We start from the raw sequence: 11958 nt of genomic DNA, 5'->3' as shown, positions 1-11958 counted from the left end.
TATTGAGCCGATGTCGACCGCCCCGGGCCTGCTCGGCAAGACCTTGCGCAGCCTGCGGCACGCCAGGCCGGCATGGCCGCGGCCCTGCGCGGTGTGTGGCGGCTGGAGCCCGACCACGCTGTGCCGGGCCTGCCTGCAGCGCTTCGCGCCCGAGCGCCCACGCTGTACGGTGTGCGCCCTGCCCACCGCGCAGGGCGGCGTCTGCGGCGGCTGCCTGCAGGCACCACCGGCCTTCGTGGCCACCGCGGCCGCGGTGGATTACGGCTTTCCATGGGACCGGCTGATCGGCGCCTTCAAGTTCCAGCAACAGCCCGAGTGGGCCACCGCGCTGGCCGGGTTGATCGACACCGCCGTGGTGCGCCACGCCACGCTGCCCGACGCGCAGTGCGTGCTGCCGGTGCCGCTGTCGCGCGAGCGCCTGGCCGAGCGCGGCTACAACCAGGCCTGGGAACTGGCCCGCCGCCTGGCCGCACGGCGTGGCCTGCCGGCCGGGGCTGGCTGGCTGCTGCGCCTGCGCGACACGCCGCACCAGGTGGGCACCGGCCGTGCCGAGCGCCTGCGCAACCTGCGCGCGGCGATGTGGGTGACGCCCGAAGGTGCCGCCGCGCTGCGCGGCCGGCACGTGGCCCTGGTGGACGATGTGCTGACCACCGGCGCCACCGCCCAGGCCGCCAGCCTGGCCTTGCACGCGGCCGGCGCGGCCAGCGTGCAGCTGTGGGTGCTGGCACGCACCCCGGCCCCGGACGCCTGAACCTCGCCGCCACGCCAGCGGCCTTGGCGCCACGGCACACGCGACAATCGGGCCCCATGTTCCACATCGTCCTGGTGCACCCCGAGATCCCGCCGAACACCGGCAACGTGATCCGCCTGGCAGCCAACACCGGCTGCACGCTGCACCTGGTGGAGCCGCTGGGCTTCTCGATGGACGACAAGCTGCTGCGCCGCGCCGGGCTGGACTACCACGAGTACGCCGCCGTGCAGCGCCATGCCGACTGGGCCGCGCTGCAGGCCGCTCATGCGACGCAGGGCGGGCGCCTGTTCGCCTTCACCACGCGCGGCGCCCTGCCCTTTGCGGAGGCCTCGCGCCAGGGTTGGCAACCGGGCGACTGGTTCGTGTTCGGTGCCGAATCGGCCGGCCTGCCCGAGGCCGTGCGCGAGGGCTTCGCGCCCGATCGCCGCGTGCGCCTGCCGATGCGGCCGGGCCAGCGCAGCCTGAACCTCAGCAACACCGTCGCGGTGGTGGTGTTCGAGGCCTGGCGCCAGCAGGGCTACGCCGAAGGGGTGTGAGGCTGCTCGGGCCGCGCCCCGCGGCCCATCAGCCCGCGCAGCGCCTGGGCCGGCGTGGCCTGCCCCTGCAGCACGGCCACCACGGCATCGGTGATCGGCATGTCCACGCCGGCGGCGCGGGCGCGCAGCTGCAGCGTGGCCGCGGTGTACACGCCCTCGGCCACATGGCCCAGCTGCGCCAGGATCTCAGGCAGCGCCCGGCCCTCGGCCAGCAACAGGCCCACCTTGCGGTTGCGCGACAGGTCGCCGGTGGCGGTGAGCACCAGGTCGCCCAGGCCCGACAGGCCCATGAAGGTGTCGGCGCGTGCACCGAGCGCCACGCCCAGGCGGGTCATCTCGGCCAGGCCGCGGGTGATCAGCGCGGCGCGTGCGTTCTGGCCCAGCTTCAGGCCATCGGCGATGCCGGTGGCGATCGCCATCACGTTCTTCACGGCGCCGCCCACCTCCACGCCCACCGGATCAGGCGAGGTGTAGATGCGCAGGCTCTCGCTGTGGAAGGCCTGCACCGCCAGCTCGCACAGCGCCGCATCGGCGCTGGCCGCCACCAGGGCCGAGGGCTGGCCGCGCGCCACCTCCAGCGCGAAGCTGGGGCCGGACAGCACGCCCGCGCGCAGGTCGGGCCGGGTGTCGCGGGCGATCTCATGGCCCAGCGCGCCGCTGCCCTGCTCGAAGCCCTTGCTGAGCCACAGCACGCGGCAGCCCGGCGGCAGCGCCGCCAGGCGCTCGCGCAGACCGGCGGTGGGCGCGCCGATGATGGCCAGACCTTGCGCGCTAAGCGCACGGGCCTCGTCCACGTCGTGGCCGATGCGCAGTGCGTCGGGCAGCACGATGTCGGGCAGGTAGCGCGTGTTGCGCCGGGTGCGCGCCATCTCGGCGGCCTGGGCGGCATCGCGCGCCCACAGCAGCACCGGGTGGCGGGGCGCGGCGGCGACGGCCAGCGCAGTGCCCCAGGCACCAGCGCCCCAGACGACGATGGGCAAGGATTCAGCCATGGGTGGAGCCATGGATCGGGTCAGGTGAGGCGCCGGCCGCGCGGTGGCCGGCCGGCGCGTCGACGACCCGGACTATCAGTTGGCGCCGTTGCCGGCCTGGGCCTGCTGCTGGGCCTCGAACATGGCCTGGAAGTTCACTTCGGTCAGCAGGATCGGCGGGAAGCCGGCGCGCGTGCACACGTCGGACACGATGGCGCGCAGGTACGGGTAGATCATCTGCGGGCAGACGATGCTGAGGATGCCCTGCAGCTGGTCTTGCGGCACGTTGCGGATCTCGAAGATGCCGGCCTGCTTGGCCTCGACCAGGAACAGCGTGCGGTCGCCGACCTTGGTGGTGACGGTGGCGGTGACGGTCACTTCGAAGATGCCGTCGGCCACGCCCTCGGCGCCCATCGACAGGTTGATGTCCACCTGCGGCTGCTGCTGCTCGAGCAGGATCTGCGGCGAGTTCGGCTGCTCCAGCGACAGATCCTTCAGGTACATGCGCTGGATCTGGAACACGGGGGTATCGTCTTGGTCGGCCATGGCGCTCAATCGCTGGGGGATGAAAAAAAGGCCCGCCGCCACAGACCTGAACGGAACGGGCTCGCGGGCTGACTGCGGCGCGGATTATGGCGCAGCGGATGTGACGGTTCGCCGCGCTGCGGCGTGAACGATGGCAGGCTCAGGCGCCCTGCAGCAGCGGCATCAGGCCACCGGCGCGGTCGAGCGCCACCAGGTCGTCGCAGCCGCCCACATGGGTGCCGCCGATGAAGATCTGCGGCACGGTGCGGCGGCCGGTCAGTTCGATCATCTCGTCACGCCGCTCAGGCTGCAGGTCGACGCGCACTTCCTCGATCTGGGCCACGCCGCGCTGCTGCAACAAGGCCTTGGCGCGCACGCAGTAGGGGCAGACCTGGGTCGTGTACATGCGGACCGGGTTCATGGCGAGGCGCACGGGGCGAAAGTTGCAGGGCTGCAAATTGTGGCAGCCGTGCGATACCCCTGCGTCTTCGTGGGCCGATGCCGGATGTGGCAAGCACCACCGTTGCGCCCCGACTCAGGCGAGCGCCGGGCCGTCCCAAGCCGCCCGAGCACCCGCCCGGCGGGTGGTCGCCGTACCCGGCGACCGGGTGCCCCATCTCAGGCGGCCGACTTCTCCACCGGCAGGCTGGCTTCGCGCCAGGCGGCCAGGCCACCCTGCAGGGCCACGGCGCGCTCGTAGCCGGCCTTCTTCAGCTGGTTGGCCGCACGCGTGGCACGCGCGCCGCTGGCGCAGGTCAGGATGACCGGCAGGGCCTTGTTGGACGGCAGCTCCTTGGCGCCGCTGAGTTGGGCCAGCGGCACGTTGCGGGCGCCGGCCGGATGGGCGGCGGCGAATTCCGCCGGTTCGCTGACATCGATCAGCACGCCCTTCTCGCGGTTGATCAACATCACCGCCTCGGCCGTGCCCACGCCGCTGCCCTTTTGCAGCGACTGCCACAGCAGCAGACCGCCCGACGACAACGCCAGGGCGATCAACATCCAGTTGTCGATGATGAACTTCACGATGCGGGCACAGGAAATGGACAGCCGGCGATTATGCCGGCCCGGCTAGACTCGCGGCGCTTTCGGCCCTGCGCCCTGGCTCCGCCCACGACTTTGCTTGCGAACATGAAACTCACCGCCGCCCAACCCGCCACCCGCGTCGTCTTCCTGGTGCTCGATGGCATCGGCGATGGTCCCGGCGACGGCTTCGACGCCGTGGCCCTGGCCCGCACGCCCCACCTCGACCGCCTGCGCCGCGAGGGCCTGGTGACGGCCATCCGCGCGCATGGCACGGCCGTGGGGCTGCCGTCGGACAGCGACATCGGCAACTCCGAGGTCGGCCACAACATCCTGGGCGCCGGCCGCGTGTTCCCGCAGGGCGCCAGCTCGGTGGAGACGGCCATCGCCTCGGGTGCCATCTGGCAGGGCTGCTGGCGCGAGGCCGTGGCCAAGGCACAGGCCGGCGGCACGCTGCACCTGCTGGGCCTGCTGTCGGACGGCAATGTGCATGCGCACGAGCGCCACTTGTTCGCGATGCTCGACCGCGCCGCCGAGGAAGGCCTGAAGCGCGTGCGCGTGCATGTGCTGCTGGATGGCCGCGACGTGATGGACAAGACCGCGCACGTGCACATTGAGCGCCTGGAGCAGCACCTGGCCGCACTGCGCGCCAAGAGCGGCATCGACGCCTGCATCGCCTCGGGCGGCGGCCGCATGGCGATCACGATGGACCGCTACGGCGCTGACTGGCCGATGGTGGCGCGCGGCTGGCAGGCCCATGTGCTGGGCCAGGCGCCGGTGGCCGCATCGGCCATGGCCGCACTGGAGGCCGCCCGCGCCGCCACCGCCGACCTGAGCGACCAGTACGTGCCGGCCTTCGTGGTGGGCGATGCCCAGGGCCAGCCCTGCGGCACGGTGAACGACGGCGATGCGGTGATCCTGTTCAACTTCCGCGGCGACCGGGCCATCGAGATCACCCGCGCCTTCACCGAGGGTGCCAGCTTCACCGATTTCGACCGCCAGCGCGTACCGCAGGTGTTCTTCGCCGGCATGATGCTGTACGACGGCGATGCCGGCATCCCGGCCAACTTCCTGGTGGCGCCGGCGGCGGTGTCCGACACGGTCTCGGAATGCCTGGCCGACACCGGCATCCGCCAGTTCGCCTGCGCCGAGACGCAGAAGTTCGGGCACATCACCTACTTCTGGAACGGCAACAAGTCGGGCAAGTTCAACGAGGCCACCGAGACCTACCTCGAGATCCCGTCGGACCGCGTGCCCTTCGACCAGCGCCCGTGGATGAAAAGCGCCGAGACCGCCGATGCGCTGCTCGAGGCCATTGCCGACCCCGGCTACACCTTCGTGCGCGCCAACTTCGCCGGTGGCGACATGGTGGGCCACACCGGCAAGCTGGAGGCCGCGATCCTGGCCGTGGAATCGGTGGATCTGGCCGTGGGCCGGCTGATGCAGGCCGCCGAGGCGCACAAGCTCTGTCTCGTCGTCACCGCCGACCACGGCAATGCCGAGGACATGGTCGAGCGCGACGGCAAGGGCCAACCCTTGAACGACGCGGCCGGCCAGCCCATGGGCCGCACCTCGCACACGCGCAGCCTGGTGCCTTTCATCGTGCGCGACTACAGCGGCCGCCAACTGCGCCTGGCCGACGTGGCCAAGCCCGGCCTGGCCAACGCGGCGGCCACCATCGTCACGCTGTTGGGCCTGCAGGTGCCGGCGCATTTCGAGCCCAGCCTGGTGAACGTGGTCGGCTGACGCCAGCCACCGTCCACATTCGACAAGGCGCCTTCGGGCGCCTTTTTCATGCCCGCGGCCCGGCGCCACGGGGGTTTGCCCGCATCGGCAGCCATCGGTCAAATTTGTATGATGACCCGATGACTTCAGGGACGAACCGCCGCGATGGCGTCACGGGCCACGCCGCCCCGACCCCCGCGCCGCTGGCGACCGAGCGCCTGTCCGACCGGCTGGCCGCCACGCTGAAGCAGCAGCTCGACTCCGGCGAACTGGCCCCCGACCAGCGACTGCCCACCGAGCAGGCCCTGGCCGCGCAGTACGGCGTGTCGCGCACCGTGGTGCGCGAGGCCGTCAGCCGCCTGCGCGCCGCCGGGCGCCTGGTGGCACGCCAGGGTTCGGGCGTGTACGTGGCGCCGGCAGGCGCGGCCCGAGCGCTGGATTTCGACCCCGAGGTGCTGACCGACCTGGACGCCGTGCTGCAGGTGGTGGAGGTGCGCGGCGCGCTGGAAGGCGAGATCGCCGCGCTGGCCGCCCGGCGCGCCACGCCGGCCCAGCGCCAGGCCATCGCGGTGGCGCTGCAGCGCATCGACGACGCCACCGCCGCCGGCCGCGACGGCGTGGCCGAAGACCTGGCCTTCCACCGCGCCATCGCCGAGGCCAGCGGCAACCCGCAGTTCGGCCGCCTGCTCAACCACCTGGAGCAGTACCTGCGCGAGGCCATGCGCGTGACGCGCGGCAACGAGGCGCAGCGCCAGGACTTTGCCGACGCGGTGCGCGTGGAGCACCGTGCGCTGGTCGACGCCATCCGCCGCGGCGATGAGGACAGCGCCCGCGCCGCCGCCCGCAACCACATGGCGCAGGCCGAGCAGCGCCTGCACACCGCCGAAGACCTGATCCGCAGCGCGCTCAACCGTGCCGCAACACGACTGGAACGACCCGCATGAGCACCGACACCGCATCCACCGCCGCCACCTCGCCGGCCAACGCTGCCCGCACGCTGGGCGTCATCGGGCTGGGCTCGATGGGCCTGGGCGCCGCACTCAGCGCGCTGCGCCGCGGCACGCCGACGATCGGCTTCGACCTGAACGAGGCCGCCTGCGCCAAGTTCCGCGCCGCCGGTGGCGAGGTGACCCGCAGTGCCGCCGACCTGGCCGCACGCAGCGACGCCGTGCTGGTGCTGGTGGTCACCGCCGCACAGACCGAGGCGCTGCTGTTCGGCGATGGCGCGGCCCATGCCGGCATCGCCGCGGTGATGAAGCCCGGCAGCGTGGTGATCACCGCCGCCACGGTCGACCCCAACCTGCCGCCGCAGTGGGAAGCGCGCCTGGCCGAGCGCGGCCTGCACCTGGTCGACGCGCCGGTGTCGGGTGGCGCCGCCAAGGCCGCGGCCGGCGAGATGACCGTGATGGCCTCGGCCAAGCCCGAGGCCTTTGCCGCCGCGGGCCAACTGATGGCCGCCTATGCCGGCAAGGTGTACCGCCTGGGCGACCGCGCCGGCGTCGGCAGCACGGTGAAGATGGTCAACCAGCACCTGGCCGGCGTGCACATCGCGGCCGCCTGCGAGGCCATGGCGCTGGGCATCCGCGCCGGGGCCGATGCGCATGCGCTGTACGAGGTGATCACCAATTCGGCCGGTTCCAGCTGGATGTTCGCCAACCGCGTGCCGCACATCCTGGCCGGTGACTACACGCCGCTGTCGGCGGTGAACATCTTCATCAAGGACCTGGGCATCGTGCTCGACGCCGCGCGCACGCTGAAGTTCCCGCTGCCGCTGGCCGCCGCCGCGCACCAGCTGTACCTGGGCACCGCCGCCGCCGGCCATGGCGCCGAGGACGACAGCGCGGTGATCAAGCTGTATGCCGCGCTGTCGGGCATCACGCTGCCCGGCGGCCAGCAGGCGGATGGCCCCCACGTCGCTGCGCTCCTGCCCCCCAAGGTGGCGCTCAGTCCCTTGGGGCGGCCCGGCGGGACTGAAGCCGGGGGCGAGGAATGAGCGCACCGGCCCCGCTCGTGCTCGGCGTCATCGCCGACGACTTCACCGGCGCCACCGACGTGGCCAGCATGCTGGTGCGCGCCGGCCTGCGCACGGTGCAGACCATCGGCGTGCCGGCCGAGGGCGCCGAGCTGCCGCCGGCCCAGGCCGTGGTGGTGGCACTGAAGTCGCGCACCTGCCCTGCGGAAGAGGCCGTGGCCGATTCCCTGGCCGCCGCGCGCTGGCTTCGCGCGCGCGGTGCGCGGCAGATCTACTTCAAGGTCTGCTCCACCTTCGATTCCACGCCGGCCGGCAACATCGGCCCGGTGGCCGATGCGCTGATGGCCGAACTGGGCGCCAAGCAGGCCATCGCCTGCCCAGCCTTCCCCGAGAACGGCCGCACCCTCTTCCGCGGCCACCTGTTCGTGGCCGACCAGCTGCTCAGCGACTCGGGCATGCGCGATCACCCGCTGACGCCGATGACCGACGCCAACCTGGTGCGCGTGCTGCAGGCGCAGACCGCCCAGCGCGTGGGCCTGCTGCGCTACGACAGCGTGGCCCAGGGGCCTGACGCCACACGTGAGCGGCTGGCCGCGCTGCAGCGCGAGGGCGTGGCGCTGGTGATCGCCGACGCCATCGACAACGACGACCTGCGCACGCTGGGCGAGGCCGTGGCCGATGCGCCCTTCCTGGTGGCCGGCTCGGGCGTGGCGCTGGGCCTGCCGCCGGCTTACGCCCGCCGCGGCTGGCTGCAGCCCGATGCCCAGGCCGCCTCGCTGGGCCTGGCCGGCGGCCGCGCGGCGGTGCTGTCGGGCTCGTGCTCGCAAGCCACCAACGCCCAGGTGGCCCGCTGGATCGCGGCTGGCCGGCCGGCGCGGGCCGTCGACCCGCGCGCACTGGCGCGTGGCGAGCCGGTGGCCGCGCAGGCGCTGGCCTGGGCCCTGGCGCAAACCCAGCCGCCGCTGGTCTACGCCACCGCCGAACCCGCCGTGCTGAAGGCCGTGCAGGCCGAGCTGGGCGCCGCCCAGGCCGGCGCGCTGGTGGAGCAGGCGCTGGCCCAGGTGGCACGCGGCCTGGTCGATTCCGGCGTGCAGCGCCTGGTGGTGGCTGGCGGCGAGACCTCGGGCGCCGTGGTGCAGGCGCTGGCCGTGCAGCTGCTGCGCATCGGCGCGCCCATCTGCCCCGGCGTGCCCTGGACCCTGGCCGAAGGCCGGGCGCTGCTGCTGGCATTGAAGTCGGGCAACTTCGGCGGCCCCGACTTCTTTGCCGAGGCGCTGGCCACCAGCGAGGCCAGCGAGGCCGCCACATGAGCACGCAAGCCGCACTGCGCGACGAGATCTGCCGCGTCGGCCGCTCGCTGTTCGAGCGCGGCTACGTGCATGCCACGGCCGGCAACCTCAGCGTGCGCCTGCCGGACGACGAGGGTTGGCTCATCACCCCCACCGATGCTTGCCTGGGCTTCCTCGACCCCGCACGGCTCGCGCATGTCGCGCCCGATGGCACGCAGCGCAGCGGCGACCGCGCCAGCAAGACCCTGGCCCTGCACCGCCAGATCTACGGCGCCGACCCGCAGGCCCGCTGCGTGCTGCACACCCACAGCACCCACCTGGTGGCGCTGACGCTGGCCGGGAGAGAACACGGCGTGTGGCGCGAGGACGCCATCCTGCCGCCGATCACGCCCTACTTCGTGATGAAGGTGGGCCGTGTGCCGCGCATCCCCTACCACCGCCCGGGCGACCCGGCCGCCGCGGCGCTGGTCGCGCAGGCCATCACCGCCGCACGTGAAGCCGGCACACCGATCCGCGCCGTGATGCTGGACCGCCTGGGCCCCAACGTCTGGCATGACTCGCCCGCCGCGGCCATGGCCACGCTGGAAGAACTGGAAGAGACCGCGCGCCTGTGGCTGATGAGCAGCCCGCGCCCGGCCCCCCTCACCGACGCCCAGATCGACGAGCTGCGCCAACAATTCAACGCCATCTGGTAGCCGGATCGCCCTGTAGACCGCACCTCGAACCGAGCCGAAAGCCCGCCATGCCCCGCTTCGCCGCCAACCTGTCGATGCTCTACCCCGAGCACGGCTTCCTCGACCGCTTTGCCGCTGCCGCTGCCGATGGCTTCGACGCGGTGGAGTACCTGTTCCCCTACGCCTTCGCGGCCGCTGACATCGCGCAGCGCCTGAAGGACCACGGCCTCACGCAGGCCCTGTTCAACGCCCCGCCGGGCGACTGGGACGGCGGCGAGCGCGGCATCGCCTGCCTGCCCGGTCGCCAGGCCGAGTTCCAGCAAGGCTTTCTCGAGAAGGCCCTGCCCTATGCCCGCACGCTGGGCTGCCGCCGCGTGCACGTGGTGGCCGGCCTGGCCCCGGCCGGTGTTGAGCGCGGCCAGCTGCGCGACATCTACTGCGCCAACCTGGCCTGGGCCGCTGCCCAGGCCGCGCCCGAGGGCATCGACGTGCTGATCGAGCCGATCAACCCGCGCGATATGCCCGGCTTCTTTCTGAACCGCCAGGACGAGGCCCATGCCGTGGTGCGCGACGTGGGCGCTGCCAACCTGAAGGTGCAGTACGACTGGTACCACGCCCAGATCGTCGAGGGCGACCTGGCGATGAAGCTGCACCAGTACCTGCCCACCGGCCAGGTTGGCCACATCCAGATCGCCGGCGTGCCCGAGCGCCACGAGCCCGACACCGGTGAGATCAACCACCCGTGGCTGTTCAGGCTGCTGGACGAGCTGGGCTATGACGGCTTCGTCGGCTGCGAGTACCGGCCGCGCAACCCCGGCCCGGGTGGCACCTCGGCCGGCCTGGCCTGGCTGCGCCGCTGGCGCGAAAACGCAGGCCGGGCCTGAACGGACGCCCGTTCGCGCCGCGCGCTGCCGCCCTACATTCATCCACCGTTTTCTTCCCCGTCCGACCACAACCCCAGGAGACTGACATGACCGTTCGCCCCGCCCTGACCCACGCCGCCCTGGCCGCCGGCCTGGCGCTGCTCGCCGGCGCCGCCGGTGCCCAGACCGTGCTGAAGATCGGCTACTCCACCACCAAGGAATCGCACTACGGTGTCGGCTCCACGGTGTTCTGCGACGCCATCGCCAAGGGCACCGCCAACCGCTACAGCTGCCAGCAATTCCCCAACAACGCGCTGGGCGGTGAGCGCGAGATGATCGAGGCGGTGCAGCTGGGCACGCAGGATCTGGTGAACACCTCCACCGGCCCGCTGGGCAACTTCGTGCCCGAGTCGAAGATCTTCGACATCCCCTTCCTGTTCCGCAACTACGACCATGCGCGCAAGGTGATGGACGGCCCGATCGGCCAGGACGTGCTGAAGAAGCTGCAGACCAAGGGCCTGATCGGCCTGGCCTGGACCGAGAACGGCTTCCGCCACATGACCAACAGCAAGCGGCCGATCCACGCGGCCAGCGACGCCAGCGGCCTGAAGATCCGCACCATGGAGAACAAGGTGCACATGGCCGGCTACAAGACCTTCGGTCTGCTGCCCACGCCGATGCCCTTCCCCGAGGTGTTCACCGCGCTGCAGCAAGGCACGGTGGACGGCCAGGAGAACCCGATCCCGGTGATCCTGTCGAGCAAATTCAGCCAGGTGCAGAAGCACCTGTCGCTGACCGGCCACGTGTACTCGCCGGCGGTGATCATCCTGTCGCCCAATGTCTGGAGCAAGCTCAGCGACGCCGACAAGAAGGTGTTCACCGACGCCGCCGCGGCCGCCGCGGTCGCCCAGCGCAAGAAGGTGAACGACGACGAGGCCAACGGCATCGCCCAGCTGAAGAAGGAAGGCATGCTGGTCGACGAGAAGGTCGACGGCGACAGCTTCCGCAAGGCCGTGGCGCCGGCGTATGCCGAGTTCGCCAAGGAATTCGGCGCCGACAAGATCGCCGCCATCCAAGCCGTGAAATAACCCGCCCCGCGGGCGGGCCCGCCCGCCCGCGCGGCGGCCAAGGAGTTCTCATGCGTCGCTTTCTGTTGCGGCTGGACCGGGTGCTGTCCGGTCTGTCGCTGAACCTGGCCTGCCTGCTGCTGGCCGTCATCACCGCGCTGGGCCTGTGGCAGGTGCTGGCTCGGTTCGTTCTTTCGCAGCCCTCCACCTGGACCGAGGAGTCCATGCGCCGCCTGCTGATCTGGATGGTCATGCTGGGCGTGGTGGTGGCCTTCCGCCGTGGCGCGCTGGTGTCGGTGGACCTGATGGTGCGCCTGGCCACTGGCACCTGGCAGACCGTGGTGCGCAGCCTCATCACCGGCAGTTCGCTGGCCTTCCTGGCCGTGCTGGTGTGGTTCGGCGTGCAGTTGGCGTGGCGCGTGCGCTTCCAGACCTTCGCCAGCATGGAGCTGAGCATGGCCTGGGCCTATGCCGCCTTCCCGGTGGGTGCGGCGCTGGCCTGCGTGGCCGTGCTGGCCAACCACTTCGATCCGCAGAACACCGAGCTCGAATCGGCGCAGTGAGC

The 11958-nt window shown here is 71.9% G+C and carries 14 protein-coding genes; 10 read left to right on the top strand and 4 right to left on the bottom strand.

Annotation, left to right across the window (positions count from 1 at the left end):
* Window positions 1–10: 10 nt before the first annotated feature.
* Both AACH10_RS06285 and AACH10_RS06280 read left to right on the top strand, forming a co-directional pair.
* Window positions 11–751, top strand: a complete 741-nt coding sequence (locus AACH10_RS06285) for a ComF family protein (protein ID WP_341409511.1) — start codon at window positions 11–13, stop codon at window positions 749–751.
* Between the two features lie 56 nt (window positions 752–807).
* A complete protein-coding gene (locus tag AACH10_RS06280) occupies window positions 808–1287 on the top strand; it encodes a tRNA (cytidine(34)-2'-O)-methyltransferase (RefSeq protein WP_341409510.1) in 480 nt (159 codons plus the stop codon).
* On the opposite strand, the gene AACH10_RS06275 is transcribed toward AACH10_RS06280, so the two are convergent.
* From AACH10_RS06275 to AACH10_RS06260, 4 genes are all read right to left on the bottom strand, one after another.
* The gene (locus tag AACH10_RS06275; RefSeq protein WP_341409885.1) at window positions 1269–2267 is read right to left on the bottom strand and encodes an NAD(P)H-dependent glycerol-3-phosphate dehydrogenase; all 999 of its coding nucleotides are present in this window, start codon (window positions 2265–2267) and stop codon (window positions 1269–1271) included. The genes AACH10_RS06280 and AACH10_RS06275 overlap by 19 nt on opposite strands.
* 87 nt (window positions 2268–2354) lie before the next feature.
* Window positions 2355–2804 (bottom strand): protein-export chaperone SecB, encoded by a 450-nt coding sequence (secB, locus tag AACH10_RS06270; RefSeq protein ID WP_341409509.1) that lies wholly within the window; start codon window positions 2802–2804, stop codon window positions 2355–2357.
* A gap of 139 nt (window positions 2805–2943) precedes the next feature.
* The gene (gene grxC, locus AACH10_RS06265; RefSeq protein WP_341409508.1) at window positions 2944–3204 is read right to left on the bottom strand and encodes a glutaredoxin 3; all 261 of its coding nucleotides are present in this window, start codon (window positions 3202–3204) and stop codon (window positions 2944–2946) included.
* Window positions 3205–3401: 197 nt separating this feature from the next.
* Window positions 3402–3806, bottom strand: a complete 405-nt coding sequence (locus tag AACH10_RS06260; RefSeq protein WP_341409507.1) for a rhodanese-like domain-containing protein — start codon at window positions 3804–3806, stop codon at window positions 3402–3404.
* 105 nt (window positions 3807–3911) lie between these two features.
* Between AACH10_RS06260 and gpmI the strand changes: the two genes are divergently transcribed.
* From gpmI to AACH10_RS06220, 8 genes are all read left to right on the top strand, one after another.
* Complete coding sequence (gene gpmI / locus AACH10_RS06255; protein ID WP_341409506.1) at window positions 3912–5549, top strand: 2,3-bisphosphoglycerate-independent phosphoglycerate mutase; 1638 nt, start codon at window positions 3912–3914, stop codon at window positions 5547–5549.
* Window positions 5550–5668: 119 nt separating this feature from the next.
* A complete protein-coding gene (locus AACH10_RS06250) occupies window positions 5669–6472 on the top strand; it encodes a FadR/GntR family transcriptional regulator (protein WP_341409505.1) in 804 nt (267 codons plus the stop codon).
* A complete protein-coding gene (gene ltnD, locus AACH10_RS06245; protein ID WP_341409504.1) occupies window positions 6469–7521 on the top strand; it encodes an L-threonate dehydrogenase in 1053 nt (350 codons plus the stop codon). The genes AACH10_RS06250 and ltnD overlap by 4 nt, the downstream gene beginning before the upstream one ends.
* Window positions 7518–8810: a 3-oxo-tetronate kinase gene (otnK, locus tag AACH10_RS06240; RefSeq protein ID WP_341409503.1), complete on the top strand. Its 1293-nt coding sequence runs from the start codon at window positions 7518–7520 to the stop codon at window positions 8808–8810. Before ltnD ends, otnK begins: the two co-directional genes overlap by 4 nt.
* Window positions 8807–9484: a class II aldolase/adducin family protein gene (locus AACH10_RS06235; RefSeq protein ID WP_341409502.1), complete on the top strand. Its 678-nt coding sequence runs from the start codon at window positions 8807–8809 to the stop codon at window positions 9482–9484. The genes otnK and AACH10_RS06235 overlap by 4 nt, the downstream gene beginning before the upstream one ends.
* Before the next feature lie 47 nt (window positions 9485–9531).
* Window positions 9532–10347 carry a 2-oxo-tetronate isomerase gene (otnI, locus tag AACH10_RS06230; RefSeq protein ID WP_341409501.1) on the top strand — a complete coding sequence of 272 codons (816 nt, stop codon included), beginning with the start codon at window positions 9532–9534 and terminating at the stop codon, window positions 10345–10347.
* An 86-nt stretch (window positions 10348–10433) separates the two neighbouring features.
* Window positions 10434–11414, top strand: coding sequence for a TRAP transporter substrate-binding protein (locus AACH10_RS06225; RefSeq protein ID WP_341409500.1), 981 nt, complete (start codon window positions 10434–10436; stop codon window positions 11412–11414).
* A 50-nt stretch (window positions 11415–11464) separates the two neighbouring features.
* On the top strand, window positions 11465–11956 hold the full coding sequence (locus AACH10_RS06220) for a TRAP transporter small permease (protein WP_341409499.1): 492 nt from the start codon (window positions 11465–11467) through the stop codon (window positions 11954–11956).
* The last annotated feature ends 2 nt before the right edge of the window (window positions 11957–11958 follow it).

Source organism: Pseudaquabacterium inlustre, assembly GCF_038066595.1.
GTDB lineage: Bacteria > Pseudomonadota > Gammaproteobacteria > Burkholderiales > Burkholderiaceae_C > Pseudaquabacterium > Pseudaquabacterium inlustre.
Note: the sequence above shows the minus strand (reverse complement) of the source record. Positions and strands in the feature narration are given on the sequence as shown.